The organism is Azospirillum sp. A29, assembly GCF_042604625.1.
In the GTDB taxonomy this organism is placed as follows: domain Bacteria; phylum Pseudomonadota; class Alphaproteobacteria; order Azospirillales; family Azospirillaceae; genus Azospirillum; species Azospirillum palustre.
Window position 1 is genome coordinate 317,756 of the sequence record NZ_CP170461.1, and the last position, 18,494, is coordinate 336,249.

16 protein-coding genes are annotated in these 18,494 nt (G+C 69.4%); 11 read left to right on the forward strand and 5 right to left on the reverse strand.

All coding sequences use genetic code 11. The features are described from left to right. Positions 1 to 54 precede the first annotated feature (54 nt). The 3 genes from ABNQ38_RS07105 to ABNQ38_RS07115 all read left to right on the forward strand — a co-directional run bounded on the left by ABNQ38_RS07105 (position 55) and on the right by ABNQ38_RS07115 (position 4,538). Positions 55 to 1,731 (forward strand): PAS domain S-box protein, encoded by a 1,677-nt coding sequence (locus ABNQ38_RS07105; RefSeq protein WP_377806430.1) that lies wholly within the window; start codon positions 55 to 57, stop codon positions 1,729 to 1,731. A gap of 60 nt (positions 1,732 to 1,791) precedes the next feature. Next, a complete protein-coding gene (locus ABNQ38_RS07110; protein ID WP_377806431.1) occupies positions 1,792 to 3,036 on the forward strand; it encodes a D-alanyl-D-alanine carboxypeptidase family protein in 1,245 nt (414 codons plus the stop codon). 68 nt (positions 3,037 to 3,104) lie between these two features. Further along, positions 3,105 to 4,538, forward strand: coding sequence for a tetratricopeptide repeat protein (locus ABNQ38_RS07115; protein ID WP_377806432.1), 1,434 nt, complete (start codon positions 3,105 to 3,107; stop codon positions 4,536 to 4,538). 15 nt (positions 4,539 to 4,553) lie between these two features. On the opposite strand, the gene ABNQ38_RS07120 is transcribed toward ABNQ38_RS07115, so the two are convergent. Then, positions 4,554 to 6,791, reverse strand: a complete 2,238-nt coding sequence (locus ABNQ38_RS07120; protein WP_377806433.1) for a response regulator — start codon at positions 6,789 to 6,791, stop codon at positions 4,554 to 4,556. Positions 6,792 to 7,043: 252 nt separating this feature from the next. Beyond that, positions 7,044 to 7,490: a helix-turn-helix domain-containing protein gene (locus ABNQ38_RS07125; RefSeq protein WP_377806434.1), complete on the reverse strand. Its 447-nt coding sequence runs from the start codon at positions 7,488 to 7,490 to the stop codon at positions 7,044 to 7,046. Positions 7,491 to 7,617: 127 nt separating this feature from the next. On the opposite strand from ABNQ38_RS07125, the gene ABNQ38_RS07130 reads away from it, so the two are divergent. From ABNQ38_RS07130 to ABNQ38_RS07150, 5 genes are all read left to right on the forward strand, one after another. Further along, positions 7,618 to 9,870 carry a heavy metal translocating P-type ATPase gene (locus ABNQ38_RS07130; RefSeq protein ID WP_377806479.1) on the forward strand — a complete coding sequence of 751 codons (2,253 nt, stop codon included), beginning with the start codon at positions 7,618 to 7,620 and terminating at the stop codon, positions 9,868 to 9,870. A 40-nt stretch (positions 9,871 to 9,910) separates the two neighbouring features. Then, positions 9,911 to 10,390 (forward strand): DUF411 domain-containing protein, encoded by a 480-nt coding sequence (locus ABNQ38_RS07135; RefSeq protein WP_174475211.1) that lies wholly within the window; start codon positions 9,911 to 9,913, stop codon positions 10,388 to 10,390. Between the two features lie 96 nt (positions 10,391 to 10,486). After that, positions 10,487 to 10,756 carry a metal-sensing transcriptional repressor gene (locus ABNQ38_RS07140; protein ID WP_377806435.1) on the forward strand — a complete coding sequence of 90 codons (270 nt, stop codon included), beginning with the start codon at positions 10,487 to 10,489 and terminating at the stop codon, positions 10,754 to 10,756. A 10-nt stretch (positions 10,757 to 10,766) separates the two neighbouring features. Beyond that, a complete protein-coding gene (locus tag ABNQ38_RS07145; protein WP_377806436.1) occupies positions 10,767 to 11,636 on the forward strand; it encodes a nickel/cobalt efflux transporter in 870 nt (289 codons plus the stop codon). Positions 11,637 to 11,648: 12 nt separating this feature from the next. Beyond that, complete coding sequence (locus ABNQ38_RS07150; protein WP_377806437.1) at positions 11,649 to 12,038, forward strand: YkvA family protein; 390 nt, start codon at positions 11,649 to 11,651, stop codon at positions 12,036 to 12,038. 11 nt (positions 12,039 to 12,049) lie between these two features. On the opposite strand, the gene ABNQ38_RS07155 is transcribed toward ABNQ38_RS07150, so the two are convergent. Beyond that, entirely contained in the window at positions 12,050 to 13,255 is a 1,206-nt protein-coding gene (locus tag ABNQ38_RS07155; RefSeq protein WP_377806438.1) for an HAD-IIIA family hydrolase, read from the reverse strand. 198 nt (positions 13,256 to 13,453) lie between these two features. Beyond that, positions 13,454 to 13,942, reverse strand: a complete 489-nt coding sequence (locus ABNQ38_RS07160; protein ID WP_377806439.1) for a hypothetical protein — start codon at positions 13,940 to 13,942, stop codon at positions 13,454 to 13,456. A gap of 190 nt (positions 13,943 to 14,132) precedes the next feature. Between ABNQ38_RS07160 and ABNQ38_RS07165 the strand changes: the two genes are divergently transcribed. Both ABNQ38_RS07165 and ABNQ38_RS07170 read left to right on the forward strand, forming a co-directional pair. Continuing rightward, on the forward strand, positions 14,133 to 14,981 hold the full coding sequence (locus tag ABNQ38_RS07165; protein ID WP_377806440.1) for a hypothetical protein: 849 nt from the start codon (positions 14,133 to 14,135) through the stop codon (positions 14,979 to 14,981). Continuing rightward, on the forward strand, positions 14,945 to 15,349 hold the full coding sequence (locus ABNQ38_RS07170; RefSeq protein ID WP_377806441.1) for a helix-turn-helix transcriptional regulator: 405 nt from the start codon (positions 14,945 to 14,947) through the stop codon (positions 15,347 to 15,349). The genes ABNQ38_RS07165 and ABNQ38_RS07170 overlap by 37 nt, the downstream gene beginning before the upstream one ends. A gap of 278 nt (positions 15,350 to 15,627) precedes the next feature. Here the strand turns inward: ABNQ38_RS07170 and aqpZ are convergent, their stop codons facing one another. Then, positions 15,628 to 16,368 (reverse strand): aquaporin Z, encoded by a 741-nt coding sequence (gene aqpZ, locus ABNQ38_RS07175; protein ID WP_377806442.1) that lies wholly within the window; start codon positions 16,366 to 16,368, stop codon positions 15,628 to 15,630. Between the two features lie 367 nt (positions 16,369 to 16,735). On the opposite strand from aqpZ, the gene ABNQ38_RS07180 reads away from it, so the two are divergent. After that, a complete protein-coding gene (locus ABNQ38_RS07180) occupies positions 16,736 to 18,433 on the forward strand; it encodes a diguanylate cyclase (protein WP_377806443.1) in 1,698 nt (565 codons plus the stop codon). Positions 18,434 to 18,494 lie beyond the last annotated feature (61 nt).

An 18,494-nucleotide genomic window follows, 5' to 3' on the forward strand; every position in this document is an offset into this window, starting at 1 on the left:
GATCATCGGACTTCCCGTTTCTCACCTTCCCCCGTGTTCCGGAAAGTCGTTGTTATGAAGGATGAACGTGTCGCGCCCGCCTGGGAACCCATCTCCGGCGAACGGCAGTTCCGCCTGCTGGTCCAGAGCGTGGTCGACTATGCGATCTTCATGCTCGATCCCACCGGCGTCATCCGCAGCTGGAATGCGGGGGCGGCCCGGATGAAGGGCTACGCCGCCGATGAAATCATCGGTCGGCATTTCTCCAGTTTCTACACGCCGGAGGACCGCGCCGCCGGCGTGCCGCAGCGTGCACTCGCCACCGCCCTGTCGGAGGGCAAGTTCGAGGCGGAGGGCTGGCGTCTGCGCAAGGACGGCACCCGCTTCTGGGCCAGCGTCGTCATCGACCCCATCCATGACGAGACCGGGACCTTGCGCGGCTTCGCCAAGATCACCCGCGACATCACCGAACGCCGCAAAGCCCAGCAGGCGCTGGATGAGGCGCGCGAGGCCCTGGCCCAGGCGCAGAAGATGGAGGCGGTCGGCCAGCTGACCGGCGGAGTCGCCCATGACTTCAACAACCTGCTGCAGGCGATCGGCAGCAGCCTGGAGCTGATCGATCAGCGGCTGTCGGCCGGGCGCAGCGACATCGCCCCCTTCACCGCCACCGCCCGCGCCGCGGTGGACCGGGCCGCCACCCTGACCCGGCGCCTGCTGGCCTTCGCCCGGCGCCAGCCGCTGAAGCCGGAGCGCGTCGACCTGAACGCGCTGGTGGCCGGGCTGTGGGACCTGCTGGGCCGCTCGGTGGGCGAGCAGATCCGGCTGGAGCGGCGGCTGGGGGAGCCGCTGTGGCCGGTCCATGCCGACGTGAACCAGATCGAAAGCGCCCTGCTGAACCTGGTGATCAACGCGCGCGACGCCATGCCGGAGGGCGGATGCGTGACGGTTGAGACCGCCAACGCCGCTTTCGCACCGGCCGACCTCGTCAACGATCCCGGGGTGGAGGCCGGCGACTATGCGGTGCTGACCGTGCGCGACAGCGGGACCGGCATGCCGCCCGACGTGCTGGCCCGCGTTTTCGAACCCTTCTTCACCACCAAGCCGATCGGCCAGGGCACCGGCCTGGGGCTGAGCCAGCTCTATGGCTTCGCCCGCCAGTCCGGGGGCTTCGTCCGCATCGACAGTGCGGTCGGCTGCGGTACTGCGGTGCACCTCCACCTGCCGCGCGATCATGCCGCCGCCGCTTGCACCGGGCAGACGGAGCCCGCCGCCGTGCCTGCGCGGCCTCCCGGCCGGACCGGACGGGGCACCGTGCTGGTGGTGGAGGACGAGGAGTTGGTCCGCATGCTGCTGGTGGAGGTGCTGGAGAGCGACGGCTACACCACGCTGGAAGCTGCCGACGGCACCTCGGCGCTTGCCCGGCTGACGGATGCCAAAGCGAGGGCCAAAGGGGAGGCCGGGGTAAATCCGCCGGTCGATCTGCTGGTGACCGATGTCGGGCTGCCCGGCCTGAACGGTCGTCAGCTGGCGGAGGCGGCGCAGGTGCACTATCCCGATCTGAAGGTGTTGTTCCTGACCGGCTATGCCTTTCAAGCCCTGGACGACAGGCAGGGCGACGGCGAGGATGGGCTTGGCCACAACATGCGCATACTGGCCAAGCCGGTGGCGGTCGACGCCTTCCGCGCCATGGTGCGGAAGCTCTTGTCCGATGGCCTTTCCGACAGCCCTTCCGACGGCCCGGTCGGCGGATGACGCCTGCTGCCCTGTCCCACCCTGCCCCGCCTTTCCCGGCATCTAGGGAGACCTGAGACGATGCACCCGCTCGCCCGCGTCTCGACGCTGCTGCTCTCCCTGACCGTTCTCACGGTTCTGGTCGCGGTCCTGCTGACGCCCCTGCCGGCCTTGGCCAAGCGCGCGGCGAAAAAGACCTCCGGTCCGGTCGCCGCGGAGATCCTGATGGACGCCGGCAGCGGCAAGGTCATCCAGGGGCGCAATGCCGACACCCTGACCTATCCGGCATCGCTGACGAAGATGATGACGCTGATGCTGACCTTCGAGGCGCTGGAGCGCGGCTCGCTGCGGCTGGACCAGAGCCTCGTGGTGTCGCAGCATGCCGCGTCGATGCCGCCGTCGCGGCTGTGGCTGGCTCCCGGCAGCACCATCACGGTGGAGCAGGCGATCCTGGCGCTGGTCACCCGCTCGGCCAACGACGTCGCGGTGGTGCTGGGCGAGGCGCTGGGCGGCAGCGAGACGGCCTTCGCCGCCAAGATGACCGCCCGTGCCCACGCGCTCGGCATGCGCCGCACGGTTTTCCGCAACGCATCGGGCCTGCCCGACCGGCTGCAGCGGACGACGGCGCGCGACATGGCGATCCTGTCCCGCGCGCTGATCCGCGGCCACGCCCGGCATTACGCCTATTTCCAGCGCCGCAGCTTCGACTGGCAGGGCGACACGGTCTATGGCCACAACCGCCTGATGGCGCGCTACCCCGGCATGGACGGCATCAAGACCGGCTACATCGCCGCCTCCGGCTTCAACCTCGCCGCCTCGGCGGTGCGGGACGGCCGCCGCCTGATCGCGGTGGTGATGGGCGGCCACAGCGCCAACTCCCGCGACGACCGGGTTGCCGACCTGCTGGATGCCGGCTTCAAGCGCCCGACCAGTCCGGTCAGGCCGGCGCCCGTGCAGCCGGATCTGCTGATCACCAGGAACAGCGCCTCGATCGCCCAGCGCAGCACGGCGGTGAGCGTGGGCGCCTCCGCGGTGAAGCCATCCGCTGCGAAATCCACCGGCGGCCCTTCCACCGGTGGTCCCTCCACGGGCGGTCCCTGGTCCATCCAGGTCGGCGCCTTCGCCAGCCATGCCGCCGCACAGAGCAGCGCCCGCGCCACGGCCAAGCGCCTGGGCGCCCTTGCCGCCGGCACCAGCCCTGCGGTCGTGCGTTCCGGCGGCCTTTACAAGGCCCGGCTGACCGGCTTTGCCGCGACGAAGGCCGATGCGGCCTGCACCGCCCTGAAGACGGCCGGGAAGGGCTGCTTCGCGCTTCAGGACCGGTGAGGCGCCGCGGAAGGCGTCTTTGGATTTCGTTTTGGATCGGGGGCCTGTTCTCGGCTATGTAGGAGACGATGGCCACCCTCTCCGAAGCGACTCTTCTGGCGTTTGATCTGCACGCCGCAGGACGGTTTGCCGAGGCGGAAACCCTCTATGCCCGTGTGCTGGAGGCCGAGCCGGGATATCCGGACGCGCTTCATCTGTCCGGTATCCTGCTGGGCCAGACCGGACGGCTGGAGGAAGGGCTGGCCCGGATCGCCGAAGCCGTGGCCCGGCGGCCGGACTCGGCGGAGTATCTTCTCAATTACGGCAATCTGCTGCGTGCCGCCGGCCGCACCGGGGCCGCGATGGACGCCTACCGGCGGGCGCATGCCCTGGGGGCGCCGCAGGCTGCCGAGCCGCTGTCCGGGCTGCTGCTGGATCACGGCACAGGTTGCCTGGACGGCCGCGATCCAACCGCTGCCGAGGCGGCCTTCATGGAGGCGTCGCGTTTGCGTCCCGGCGATCTCCGCATCCGCACCGGGTTGGCGGATGCCCGCTTCGACCGGCAGGACTGGGAGGCCGCCCTGGCGGCTTACCGCGCCGTCCTGGCGCTGTCTCCGTCCTCGCGCCTCGTCTGGTACAATTCCGGGGTCGCCGCCTGCAACGCCGGGCGGATGGCGGAGGCGGCGACCGCCTTCCGGTGTGCCGGTACCCTCGCCCCCGATCATCTGGATACACAGGAATACCTCGTCGCGACGCTTTTCCACTGCGGGCGGATGGCGGAGGCGGCGAGCGAAGCCTGTGCCATCCTGACGTGGAAGGCGAAAGCGGCGCGGAAGGGACAGCAGGGCGTCGGAGTGGCGCCGGTTCCCGCAGCTTCGCAGGACGGCCGGACGCGGCGGATCATCAGTTTCAGCCTGTGGGGCTCCGCATCCCTGTACATGCAGGGCGCGCTGGAGAATGTCCGGCTTGCGGCCGAGTTCTATCCGGGCTGGACTTGCCGCATCCACCATGACGAGTCCGTGCCGGCATCCGTTCTCGGCGAGCTTGCCGCGGCGGGGGCTGAGCTGGTCGCCATGGAAGCGGGCAGCGGACCGGTGCGAGGCCTGTTCTGGCGCTTCCTCGTCTCCGACGACCCGACGGTCAGTCATTTCCTGTGCCGCGACGCCGATTCCCGTTTGAACAGCCGGGAGCGGGCCGCAGTGGATGCCTGGCTGGCCTCCGGCCTCCCCTTCCACGTCATGCGCGATCACATCATGCACACCGATCTGATGCTGGCCGGCATGTGGGGCGGGCGGGCCGGCATTCTGCCGGCGATGGCCCCTCTGGTGGAGGTTGCCGCCCGTGCCGAAGACGGACGCTTGGGGGACCAGCGCTTCCTTGGTCGGGTCGTCTGGCCGCTGATCGAGGGCTGCTGCCTCGTGCATGACAGCGCCCATGACGGCCATGGGCTGCCCTTTCCCGATGTGCCGATCGATGCGCGCTTCCGCTTCACCCATGTGGGGGCTTGCCTGAAGGACACCTGACGCCGGTGTGCGATCTCAGGACCCGATGTCGGCACCCATGGCGGCGCGGGGGTCCCGCAGTGCCGTCATGATGTGCCCGATCAGGGCCGACGGCGGGATGGGCTTGGACAGGATGCGGATGCCGGGCTCACGCCCCAGATCCTGCAGCACCGCTTTCTCGGCATAGCCGGTGACGATCAGCACCGGCAGGCCGGGGCGGTGGCGGCGGACGAGGCGGGTCAGGTCGGCGCCGGTCATGCCGGGCATGGCGAAGTCGGTGACCAGCACGCCGATGCCCTCGTCCGTCTCCAGCAGGGCCAGGGCCTCCTCGCCGCTGGCGGCCTCCGACACCATGAGGCCGGCCTCGTCCAGCACCGCCGCATTCGCCATGCGCACCAGGGCGTCGTCCTCGACCAGCAGGATGCGCAGGGCGGCGGACGGCACAGGCAGGGGTTCGGTTCCGGTCGAGGCCGCCGGGCCGCCGGGCACGGCCACCTTACTTTCTGCCGGGCTTTCCACCGGAGCGTGGGGCAGGTACAGCGTCACCGCGGTGCCCAGGCCGGGATGGCTTTCCAGCCTGATGCCGCCGCCGGACTGGGCGGTCAGGCCATGCACCATGCTCAGCCCCAGCCCGCTGCCCTGCCCGACCGGCTTGGTGGTGAAGAAGGGTTCGCAGGCCCGCGCCAGCACGTCGGGTGACATGCCCGCTCCGCTGTCGCGCACGGTCACGGCGACATAGCTGCCGGGCTCCAGGGCGGGTGACGTCTCCTCGCACGCCATCCCAACCCGCAGGTTGGTGACGGCGATGGTCAGGGTGCCGCCGTCCGGCATGGCGTCGCGGGCGTTGATGGCGAGGTTCAGCAGGGCGATGTCGAACTGGTGGGGATCGACCAGCGCCGGCGGCACATCGGCGTCGCGGTCGATGCGGATGCGAATGGCGCCGCCCAGTGTGCGCTCCAGCAGCGTCGCCATTCCCAACACCTGGGCGCCGAGATCGACCGGCGCCGGAGCCAGCCGCTGGCGGCGGGCGAAGGCCAGCAGATGCTGGGTCAGGGTGGCGCCGCGGTCGACCGCCTGGCTCGCGACCTCCAGGGCCCGGCGGCTCTCCGCCCCGCGCAGCTCGCCGCCGGCCTCCAGCATGTGCAGGCTGGAGCGCACCGCCTGGAGCAGGTTGTTGAAGTCGTGGGCGACGCCGCCGGTCAGTTGGCCCAACGCCTCCATCTTCTGCAATTGGCGGACATGCTCCTCCGCCTCGTCGCGGGCCTCCACCGCCTGCCGCCGCTCGCCGAGCGCGCGGTTGGCGGTCTCGTAGGCCAGGAACTGGCGGGCCATCGCCCACAGCATCAGGGCGAGCGCCACCGCGCTGACCAGCCCGGCGGCGGCGATGACGACCGCCTGACTCTCCCAGCGCGCCAGAATCTCCCCGCGCGTCCGGCTGACCGCGACCACCAGCGGGTAGTTGCGCAGCTGCTGGACCGACAGGATGCGGTCCGCGCCGTCGATCGAATTTTTCAGAGTAGTCGCGGCGGTGCCGGACTGGGAGAGCTGACTGTCGATGATCGGGTCGGTGGCGAGGGTCCCGATTTTGTCCGGCGTCGGCGGGAAGCGCGCCAGCAGCATGCCGTCGCGCCACCATAGGCTGAAGCCGCTGCCCGGCGTCACATGGAGGCTGCGGTAGAACTGCTCGAAATAGGACAGGCGGATGACCCCGACGACCAGACCGACCAGCCTGCCGTCCGGGTCGTTCACGCGCCGCGCGATGTAGAGCGTCCATTCCCGGGTGACCAGGCTCTGCGTCGGCCGGCTGAGATAGGCGCGTCCCGGATCGGCATCCTTGAGCGCCAGATAATAGTCGCGCTGGGACAGGTCGAGTACCGGAGCCGGGAACTGGCGGGTGAAATTGACCAGGGTGCCGTCGGCGGCGATCAGGCTCAGCGCCTCCATCTGCGGCAGGCTGGACGCCTTGGCCTTCAGGATTTCGTAGACCTGCCGGTCCGTCCGCAGCTGGCTGAAGGCTTCGGGGCTGCGGCGGTTCTCAAGCGGGAGCTGTTCGGCGATCCCACTGACGGTCAGGTCGATCCCTTCGATGGTGCGCGCCGTCTGCTCGGCCAGCGAGGCGTTGAGCGTGCGCAGGCCCAGCATCGCCTCGGTCACCGTCTCGCCATGCAGCCGGTCCAGGACCATCGCGGTGCCGCCGCACAGCGCCGCCAGCAGGCCGATGCCGAGCGCCCCGATGCGCTGGAGCGGGCGGTTTTCCTTCAGAAGCCGCAGCATGACGCCTGCTTCCGGTCCGCCTTTGCCGCCGCTCCCCCACTCATGTCCGAGCCTGTTCCTTTACTGTCGCCATGGCGATCCGATCCTCCTGCATGCCGCCTTGTGGCGCCCGCCGGAGTTACGGAAGGTTTCGACACTGCATGAATGCGACTATAAACACCGCGGCCCGCCGGGCAACCGGTTGCAGGTCATAGGGCGCGTCCGCCCGTTGCGGCGCTGCGTCCCGGCCAGGTTTTCAGCGCAGCCAGGGCTTCAGTGCCGGTCGTGCAGGCAGTGGGCGTGGTCGGCCAGCACCTCGATCACGTGGCAACTGCGCACCTGATCCTGGGCGCAGCCCTCCACCATCCGCCGCACCTCGTCGCGCAGGGCTTCCAGCCGGGCGATCCTGGACTCGATCTCGGCCAGATGGGTGCGGGCCAGCAGGTCGGCTTCCCGGCAGGGCTGGCCCGGATCGTCGGCCATGGCCAGCAATTGGCGGATCGCCTCCACCTCGAACCCCAGCTCGCGGGCATGGCGGATGAAGCGCAGGCGGCGGACCGACCTGCCGTCGTACGTGCGCCGGTTGCTGCCGGTGCGTGACGCTTCCGGCAGCAGGCCGATGCTCTCGTAATAGCGGATGGTGGGGATCTTCACGCCGGTCTGCTTGGCGAGCGTCCCGATGGTCAGGGGGGATGGCGGGGCGGCGGGCAGGCTGGACATGGTCGGCATTTCCCTCTTGATCCTCCAGTCACTGGAGGATCTAGGCTTTGGAAGAGCTGCCGGCAACGGCCATGATCGAGGAGCTTCTTCCATGCACGGACCGATTTCCGACTCAATTCCCGATCCCATGGCCGATCCTCTGGCCGGAACGCAGGCCGGCACCGCCCTGCGCACCAGCCGCTACCGGGTTTCCGGCATGGATTGCGGTTCCTGCGCCGCCAAGATCGAGACGGCGCTGCGCCGGGTGCCGGGGATCCATGAGGTGCGGGTGTCGGTGCCCGCCGGGACGGTGACCGTCTCGCATGAGAGCATGCTGGGCGTCGATGCGGTGGTCCGTCCGCTGACGGCCCTCGGTTACGGCGCCATCCCCGCCGATCCGGTGGTGGAGGCCGGACCGTCAAACTGCGGCGGGGGCTGCTGTGGGGCCGAGGCCCAGCCGCATTCTCACGCTCACTCCCATTCCCATGACCATTCCCACGGGCACTCCCACGGCCACTCCCACGGCCACGACGATGCGTCCGAAGCGCCCTGGTGGCGGGGACGCAAGGCTCGGCTGATCCTGGCGGCCGGTGCGGCCCTGGCCGCCGCGACAGCGCTGGGACTGCTGGTGCCGGCGGCGGAGCCTTGGGCCTTTCCGCTGGCGCTGCTGGTCGGGCTGGTTCCGGTCGCCCGCCGCGCCCTGGCGGCGGCACGGGCCGGAACCCCCTTTTCCATCGAGATGCTGATGACGGTCGCCGCCATCGGCGCGCTTTTGATCGGCGCGGTGGAGGAGGCGGCGACGGTCCTGGTCCTCTTCCTGGTCGGCGAACTGCTGGAAGGGGTGGCGGCCGGTCGGGCGCGGGCCGGCATCCGCGGCCTGACCGCGCTGGTCCCCGACACGGCGTTGCTGGAGCGGGACGGCGGCGCCCCGCATCCCGTTCCCGCCACCGGTCTGGCCGTGGGCTCGGTCATTCTGGTGCGGCCGGGCGACCGGGTGGCGGCCGACGGCGTCGTGCTGTCCGGCCGCAGCGCGGTCGACGAGTCCCCCGTCACCGGCGAAAGCGTGCCGAAGCCGAAGGCCGAAGGCGACGAGGTCTTCGCCGGCACCATCAACGCCGACGGCGCGCTGCGCGTCCGCGTCACCGCCGCGGCGCGCGACAACACCATTGCCCGCATCGTCCGGCTGGTGGAGGAGGCGCAGGCGAGCAAGGCCCCGACCGAGCGGCTGATCGACCGCTTCGCCCGCTTCTACACGCCGGGCATCGTCGGGGTGGCGGCGCTGGTCGCCGTGGTGCCGCCGCTGCTTTCCGGCGGCGACTGGACGGAGTGGATCTATCGCGCCCTGGCAGTGCTGCTGATCGGCTGCCCCTGCGCGCTGGTGATCTCCACCCCGGCGGCCATCGCCGCCGGTCTGTCGAACGGGGCGCGGCGCGGGCTGCTGCTGAAGGGCGGCGCCGTGCTGGAGGCGTTGGGCCGCATCACCACCGTCGCCTTCGACAAGACCGGCACCCTTACGGAAGGCAAGCCCCGCGTCACCGACCTGATCCCCTTGCTGGGCAGCGAGGCGGAGTTGCTGGCCGATGCCGCGGCGCTGGAGGCCGGATCGAGCCATCCGCTGGCCCGCGCCATCCTGGCCGCGGCGGCCGAACGCGGCATCGCCCCGTCGGCGGCCGGCGAAGTCACCGCCCTTCCCGGTGCCGGCCTGACTGGCAAGGTGGACGCCCGTCTGCTGGCCCTGCTGTCGCCCCAGGCCGCCGCATCGTCGCTGAGCGTGGCACAGGCGGATCGGGCCGCCGCCTTCGCCGAGGCGGGCAAGACGGTCTCGGTGCTGCTGGTCGACGGCATCCCCGCCGGACTGATCGCCATGCGCGACGAGCCGCGCCCCGATGCCCGCAGCGGGATCGAGGCGCTGGAGCGCGCCGGCATCCGCTCGCTGATGGTGACCGGCGACAATGCCCGCACCGCCGGGGCGGTCGCCGGGATGCTGGGGATGGCGGCGCATGCCGAACTGCTGCCGGACGACAAGCTGCGCATCGTCCGCGATCTCCAGGCCCAGGGGCAGCGGGTGGCGAAGGTCGGCGACGGCATCAACGACGCCCCGGCGCTCGCCGCCGCCGATGTCGGCATCGCGATGGGCGGCGGCACCGACGTGGCGCTGGAGACGGCCGATGCCGCCATCCTGCACGGCCGGGTCGGCGACGTGGCGGCGCTGGTGGCGCTGTCGCGCCGCACCATGGCCAACATACGTCAAAACATCGCACTGGCTCTGGGCTTGAAGGCGGTCTTCCTGCTTACCACCGTGCTTGGTGTCACCGGGCTGTGGCCCGCGATCCTGGCGGACACCGGCGCCACCGTGCTGGTCACCGCCAACGCCCTGCGCCTTCTGTCTATCCGCCCGTGACCGTTTCGGGCAAGGCATTGATTCTACTAGGAGAAGTTCTATGAGCATGACGCGGCGGACGATGATGCGGGGGGCGGCGCTTGCCGTCCTGGCGCTCGGCCTCGGGTCCGTGGGGCTGCCGGGCATGGTCCGCGCCGCCGTCCCAACCGGCAACGCGGCAGTGGAGGTCTGGAAGGCGGCGAGCTGCGAATGCTGCGAAGGCTGGGTGCGGCACATGCGCGCGGCCGGCTTCGACGTCACCGTCCACACCGTCGACGACGTGACGCCGATGAAGCGGATGGCCGGCGTGCCGGACGATCTCGCCTCCTGCCATACGGCGCGGGTCGGCGGCTATGTGCTGGAAGGCCATGTGCCGGCCGAGGATGTGACGCGGCTGCTGGCGGAACGGCCGCAGGCCCGCGGGCTGGCGGTCCCTGGCATGCCGCAGGACGCTCCCGGCATGGATATGGCCAGCGGCCAGCCTTATCAGGTCATGCTGTTCGGCGCCGCCGGCGGCCCGCAGGTCTTCGCCCGCCACTGATCTCCTTGCCGGACCGGGGTGGCGGCCCAAGCGCCATCCCGGTCGGGGAAGAGCTTGTCTTTGACTCTATCCCCTCCGGGGGGATAGGATATGGGCATGAGCAAGCACCATTCCCATCCCGACATCGTCAAGCGCCTGAAGCGCGCCGACGGTCACCTGCGCGGCATCATCGAGATGATCGAGGCCGAACGTCCCTGCCTGGACATCGCGCAGCAGCTCCACGCGGTGGAAAGCGCCGTGCGCGAGGCCAAGAAGCTGCTGATCCACGACCATCTCGACCATTGCCTGGACGCTGCGGTCGATGCCGGACCGGAGGAGGCCCGCCGCTCCGTCGCCGAGTTCAAGGCGATCACCAAATACCTCTAAGGGGGCTGGAATGCCGGATTTCGCCGCCCTGTTGCAGCAGGGAGCCGGGCAGGCCTGGCTGTTCGTTCCCAGCGCCATCCTGCTGGGCGCCCTGCATGGGCTGGAGCCTGGCCATTCGAAGACCATGATGGCCGCCTTCATCGTCGCCATCCGCGGCACGGTGTTGCAGGCGGTCCTGCTGGGGCTGGCGGCGACGGTTTCGCACACGCTGGTGGTGTGGGTGGTGGCGCTCGCCGGCTTGCAACTGGGCCAGGGCTGGGACGCCGCGACGACCGAACCCTATTTCCAGGTCGCCTCGGCGGTGCTGATCGTCGGGGTGGCGCTGTGGATGATGGCAAGGACATGGCGGGAGCAGCACTCCCATCACCGTCATGACGGCCATCACCACGATCATGAGCACGATCATGAGCACGGCCATCATCATGGTCACCACCATCATGACGACGAGCCGGAGGATGCGCACGCGCGGGCGCATGCCGAGGAAATCCGTCGCCGCTTCGACGGGCGGCCGGTCACCACCGGCCAGATCGTCCTGTTCGGCCTGACCGGCGGCCTGATCCCCTGCCCCGCCGCCATCACCGTCCTGCTGCTGTGCCTGCAATTGAAGGAGGTCGCCCTGGGCGGCGTGCTGGTGCTGTGCTTCAGCATCGGGCTGGCGCTGACCCTGATGTCGGCCGGCGTGGTCGCAGCGCTGGGGATGCGCCATGCCGAGCGCCGCTGGTCGGGCGCCTTCGGCCGCATCGCCCGCCAGGCCCCCTATGTCTCCGGCGTTTTGATCCTGGCGGTCGGGCTTTACGTCGGTCTGCACGGGCTGTCGGGGCTGGGATACCATCTCGCCGGCTCGCCCTCCCTTTCCTCCGCCGTCCAGCGGGCGGGATAGGCCGGACAGATCATGCTCTCGGCGGCAAAGAGATGGGCGCGTGCGATCAAGCGCGACGTGCTGGCGGTCTATCTGGCGGCGCGCGACCCGCGCACCCCCTGGGGCGTCCGGGTCCTGGCGATGGCGGTCGCCGCCTATGCGCTGAGCCCGATCGACCTGATCCCCGACTTCATCCCGGTGCTGGGCTATCTGGACGACCTGCTGATCGTGCCGCTCGGCATCCTGCTGGTCGTCCAGCTGATCCCGCCGGAGCTTCTGGCCGAACACCGGTCCGCCGCGGCGCGCCGGTCCGCCCGGCCGGTCAGCGTCACCGCCGCTGGGGTCATGGTCGCCCTCTGGCTGGCGGCGGGCATCCTGCTGTGGCGGTGGCTGTCGCCGTCGTTCGAAGGCTGGCTGGCCTAGCCGTCACGCTCTCACGCCATCCTCGCCAGGATCCCGGCCACGACAGCGTTGAGGTCGCCGCCGCGGTAGAGCGTTCCCTCGATGCCCGCCCGCTGTGCCGCCTGCACGTCGGTGTCGCGGTCGCCGATCAGGAAGCTGCCCTTCGGCTCCACCGGCCATTCGGCCATCGCCTGCAACAGCATCCCCGGCTCCGGCTTGCGGCAGTTGCAGTCGGTGCGGTAAGGCGGCGCGCCATGATCGGGATGGTGCGGGCAGTGATAAAAGGCGTCGACATGGGCGCCAACGGCGCGCAACTCCTGCTGCATCCAGCGATGCAGGGTGCGCACATGCTCCTCGCTGTACAGGCCACGGGCGACCCCGCCCTGGTTGGTGACGACGAAGACGAGGAAGCCGGCGTCGTTCAGCCGCTTCACCGCCTCCCTGGCTCCCGGCATCCAGGTGATCTGGTCGGGACGGTGGGCGAAGCCGATGTCTTCGTTCAGCACGCCGTCGCGGTCGAAGAAGGCGGCCTTGCGGCGGCGGTTGGCGGGAATGGCGTTCTGGCCCAAGGCGAAATCGTCGGGCACACCGATATCCAGGAAGAAGCGGTCATAGACCCGCCCCTCGACGGCACCTTCCATCGCCAGCCGAGGCAACAATCCGGTTTCGATGGAGCAGGGCAACGGCGGCAAACGGTCGATCACGCGGCGGTCGAACAGATATAGGCCACCGTTGATCAACCCCTCCCCCGTCCGCTCTTTCTCATTCATGGCGGTGACCCGGCCGCTCTCGAGGGTGATGGCGCCGTAGCGGGCGGTATCTGGAACCCACCGCAGCGCCATCCTTGCCACGACGCTGCCGTCGGACGGCAGGGGCGGGCTCGCAAAGTCGTTGAGGTTGATGTCAAACAGCGTATCGCCGTTCAGCAGCAGGAACTGCGCGTCCAGCAGATCCGCCACCAATCGCAGGGCGCCGCCGGTGCCAGCCGGCTCCGGCTCCGTCACGCAGCGCAGCCGCAGGCCTGGGCGCTGCATCTCCGTACAAAAGCTTTCCATCCGGTCGCCACGGTAGCCGGCCAGCAGCAGGATGTCGTCGATCCCCTGCCGGGCCAGTTCATCGACCAGATGGCCGAGGAACGGTCGCCCACCCACCGGCAGGAGGGGCTTCGGCATGTCGTCGGTCAGCGGCCCAAGCCGCGTTCCCCGTCCGCCGACAAGAATAGCGGCTTGTTTCAGCATGGTTGCGGAAGATCTTTCTCTTGGATGGGCTCTTGCTGTCCGGTCGGGTTGAAAAGCCGCTCAGGCAGCACTCTTGTCAACCCGGATGCAGCGGCTCTTTTTCCGTCAGCATCCAGCCCGGCTTTCCGTGCCTGGGGAACGGCATGGAGAAGAAATTTTTCATATTTTCATGAAAAATTATAAAGCCATGATTTTATCTCATCCCCGTTCGATCCGGCGGACGCAGCCGAGCAGCAATTCCTCCAGATTGAGCGGCGGCATGTCGATGTGGATGGCTTCGAAGCCGCGGTTCCGCGCCCGGACCATCAGGTCGTGATTGGCCGCGGCGATGGACAGCAGGACAGGGCGGACGGCACTGCGCATCGCGGTCAGCCGGTCGAAGCCGGATGGCCACGGCCCTCCGTCTTCCCGGCACTCCGGTCCGGTCTCCCCCAACACGATCAGGTCGGGAACGATGGGACTGGACAAGGCGGCAGGAGACCGCGCCAGCAGAGCCAGCCCTTCCTCCATCGTGCCGCCCGCCACGACCTCCCAGCCCAGCGTCTCCAGGTAAAGCCGCAGCCCCTCGCGCAGCAACGGATTGCGGTCGGCGACCAGGACCCAGCGCACCCGGCCTCCGGTCGCCCAGTGTTGCGGCGATGGGCTGGCATGATCCATTCGGCCGTCATCGATCATAGACGCGGTCATGGGAGCGTGCTCCGGTTCGAAGACTCCTGTTTGCGGCAGGGATTCGGTCCTGTGACTTTTGAGGAAAATTCCCAGGATCGCATCCTTCACATGGCGGACGAAGCGTCAGGACGATGGTCATATGCAACTGGTGGCGATTGAGCGCGGGACGTTGCCTACGAAAAATTGATCGGCAACGAAGGACTTCCCCATGATGGACGCCGCTGACCAGCTGATCGAGGACATTTACGACGCCGTGACCTTCCCGGAGCGCTGGGGTGGGGTTTTGGAGCGGCTCTGCGCCTTGACCGATGCGACGCACGGCTTCCTGTTCACCGCCGCCCCCCGCCATGACAGCCTGACCGCCGCGTTGTGGGCCCGCCACAACATCACGGACAGGCAGCTGGCCGACTACACCACACATTTCCGCCACCGCGACGTCTGGGCGAACGCCGCGGCAGCGCGCGGCCTGCTGAACCGCTGCGTCGTCCGCCGCGGCGAGGATCTGGTGCCGGATGCGGTTCTGCGGCGCTCGGCCTTCTTCAACGAGCTGCTGCGGGATCACGGCATGGGCCGGCTGTGTGCACTCACCCTGTCCGATGGCGGCGAGCTTTCGTCGGTGCAGCCGGTGCTGAGCCTCCATCGGCCCCCCGACGCCTCCCCCTTTCCTGACGAGACGGTCCGGCTCCTTCAGGACTGTGCCCCGCATCTCCAGCGGGCGATGCGGCTGCGCGTCCGGTTGCTGGCAGGCCGGGACGGCCGGGAGGAGGCCTGCTGGAGCGGCCGCACCATCGACCGGCTGCCGATGGGAGTCGTCCTGCTCGACGCCGCCGGGCGGATCGCCGGCCTGAACCGGGCCGGGCAGGCAATGATCGATGCGCGGGACGGCCTGCGGCTTGTGCAGGGGCGGTTGCAGGCCGAGCAGGGGGCGAGGCGCGCCGGCTTGCCCATCTGCTGGAGGCGGCGGTGTCGGCCGGCGGAAAGGGGACGTCAGCGCGCCGGGGGGAGGCGGCCGACCTCCGAGTGTCGCGTCCCTCCGGCCGGGCGCCTTATCTGCTGAGCGTTCTGCCGCTGTCGCCCGAGGCTGCTGGGCCGTTCGACGATGCGGACGGCGGGGGCGGCTGCGGCGGTGCACGCATCCGGGCCGCGGTCTACATCGTCGACCCGGCCGCGGTGGCGCCGGGGCTTGGGAGGCGTCTGAGCGCCCTGTTCGGCCTGACGGCGGTGGAGGCCGGCCTCGTCGGCGATCTGCTGGCCGACCTGACTCCGGCCGAGATCGGCGAGCGCCGCGGTGTGGCGATCAGCACGGTGCGCAGCCAACTGCGCAGCGTCTTCGCCAAGACCGGAACCACCCGCCAGAGCGAGCTGATGAATCTGGTGAACCGCTGCCTGATGCTGCCGGAAGGGCCGCGATTGCCGGAGCGGTGACGGTCAAGGCAGTGCTGACACCATCAGGAGGCCGAGATAGATGCCGATGAACAGGCCCAGCACGATGCCATAATCGGCCTCCGTCATCGGGTTGGAGTCAGGGTCGAACTGCCGCATGAATACGCCTTCTGCGCTGTTGATCCTGCCTGAATAACAGTGGACAGCGGTGGAGCGTTGAGACATCGGCGGGTTATAAGGGCGCGCTATGGGGATGGGCCATCCGGGACCGGATCTCTGCGAGCCGGTCCCATCGGCGATAAGAGCGTCTTGCGCCCGCTTCAGGTGGAGCTTTCCGTCTGCCCGGTGATGGCGGGTTTCGCCGGCATCTCCTCGGCAAGGGCGCGGTAGGCCAGCCCGCCGGCCAGCCCGCCGGCCAGCGGGGCGAGCCAGAACAGCCAGAGCTGCTGCAGCGCCCACCCGCCGACCACCAGGGCCGGACCGGTGCTGCGCGCCGGGTTCACCGAGGTGTTGGTGACCGGGATGCTGATCAGGTGAATCAGCACGAGCGCCATGCCGATGGCCAGCGGGGCGAAACCGGCCGGTGCCCGCCGGTCGGTGGAGCCCAGGATCACCAGCACGAAGAAGAAGGTCAGCACCAACTCGATCACCAGGGCCGAGACGATGCTGTACTGGCCGGGCGAATGCCCTTCGTACCCGTTGGCGGCGAGGCCGTTGACGGCCAGGCTGTACTCGGCCTTCCCGGTGGCGATGACATAGAGGACCAGGGCCGCCGCGAAGGCCCCGACCAGCTGGGCCAGCACATAGGGCAGGATGTCCTTGGCCGGGAACCGCCCGCCGGCCCACAGCCCGACCGTGACCGCCGGGTTCAGGTGGCAGCCGGAGATGTGGCCGATGGAATAGGCCATGGTCAGGACGGTGAGGCCGAAGGCGAGCGACACGCCGAGCAATCCGATCCCGACCTGCGGAAAGGCGGCGGCGAGGACGGCACTGCCGCAGCCGCCGAAGACCAGCCAAAATGTCCCGAGAAACTCAGCGGAGCTGCGCCTTATCATACTCATGCCAACCTCTCACTGCTGTCAGGGTTGCCGAAGGCCGGCGGATGCCGGTGCGCAGACGAGGATAAATCCACTCCCGCGGGAGAGAGGTCGCGCGTTCGGGCAGTGGGACGTGGCAGAAGAACAGGGTGGGTGGCACAACCGGAGCGGGACATCGCCCGCAGGGCCCGGTGCCCTGCCGAATCTTCGTCCCGTGGGGCCCTTGAATGGACGGGGCACGTCTCCTTGCCGGAATGCAAGCCAACTCTTTCCCCCACCCTGCGGCAACGCTTTGTTTAAGCTTGATTCCCTATAGAATTGATTGCCAGGATATGCGGCATGTTCTCTGGCCGTTCGACCGATCCTGGACGATCGATGGGGGGAGTTCGCAATGGCGGAGCAGGGTGAGCGCGACATGGACGGCGGGGCGTCCGCCGATCCCAGGCCGGGCGCTTTCCCCCTGTGGCCGGGCGACGGCAGCGCGTGCGGCATGGATGGAGCCGGCGTGCTGGACGCGCTGTTCTCCACCAACGCCGCCCCCATCCTGCTGATCGATCCCGGACGCGACGGCGCCATCGTCGATGCCAACCCGCGGGCCGCCGTCTTTTACGGCCACAGCCGGGACCGGCTGCGCAGCCTTCATGTCTGGGACATCAACCAGCTCGGGCGGGCGATCCTGCCGGCGATGCGCGAGATCGCGTCCTGGGAGGGCGGCCATTACCCGCAGCGTTTCCACCATCGGCTGGCCGACGGGTCGGTGCGCGATGTGCAGGTCTATGCCGGCCCCATCCACCTCGGCGGGCGCAAGCTTCTGCTGTGCATCATCCACGACATCACCGCCGTGATCGAGGCCGAGCAGTTCAACCGCCTGCTGCTGGAGAACGTGCAGGTCGGGGTGTGCGGAATCGACCGCTCGGGTGCCGTCACCTTCGTCAATCCCACCGCCACCCGCGCCTTCGGCTTCCGCCACGAAAGCGAGCTGATTCGCAGCCATATCGGACGCTTCCTGTTTCGTGACTCCTTGCGCAGCGGCCCCAATGAAGGTGGCAGATCCCATCCGGTGTTCCGGGTTGCGGAGGCCGGAGAGCCGGTGCGCGACATCGAGACGGTGCTGTACCGCGGCGACGGCACGTCCTTTCCCGTACGCCTGACCGCCAGCCCGATCCGCAACAATGACGGGATCGTCGGCGTGGTCATCAGCTTCTTCGACCTGACGGAGGAGCGCGAGCGGGAAGCCCAGGCGAGCGATCTCGCCAATGCCCTTCCGGGTGCGGTGTTCCAGGCCGAACTCCATCCCGGCGGAGGCTTGCGCGCGACCTATTTCAGCACCGCCGCAGCCTCCCTGTTCGGCGTGCGGCCGGATGCCGACCTGACTGCCGCGCGGACTCTGGCTCCTGTGATGGCGATGAAGGGGTGGGCGCGGGTCCGGCACAGCCTGCGGCAGGCCGGCCGGGCCGGCCGGGTCTGGGAAGGCGAGATGGAGATCGCCGGCGGACGCTGGGTGCTGGGCCGCGCCCAGCCGCGCCGCCGGCACGACGGAACCGTGCTGTTCAACGGAGTGCTGCTGGACATCACCGACCGCAAGGGCCTGGAGGAGGAACTGCAACAGGCGGCGATGCACGATCCGCTGACCGGGGTGTGGAACCGCCGGCGTTTCCAGCAGGCGGTCGGTGAAGCCGCGGCCAGGCTCGAGCGGTACGGGCGCCCCTATATCCTGGCGTTGATGGACATCGACCATTTCAAGCGCTTCAACGACACGCATGGGCATCAGGCGGGCGACGATGCCCTGCGCGTGGTCGCCGCCACCTTGTCGGACCGGCTGCGCCGCTCGGACGCGTTGGCGCGCTGGGGGGGCGAGGAGTTCGCCCTGCTGCTGACGGAGACCGACCTGCCCTCCGCCCTGGGCGTTCTCGAAGCTCTGCGGCAGAGGGTGAGCGCGCAGCGGATGGCGTGCGGCGGGGCGGTCACCATCAGCATCGGCGTCGGTCAGGCCAGGGCCGGCGAGGATATCGACAGCCTGCTCCAGCGCGTCGATGCCGCGCTGTACAAGGCGAAGGCCGCCGGCAGAAACCGCATCGAACAAGCCTGAGCGGCGGGATCGGTCTGTTCTGCCGGGACATGCCGTGGAGCGGACGGACCGGGCTTCGCTG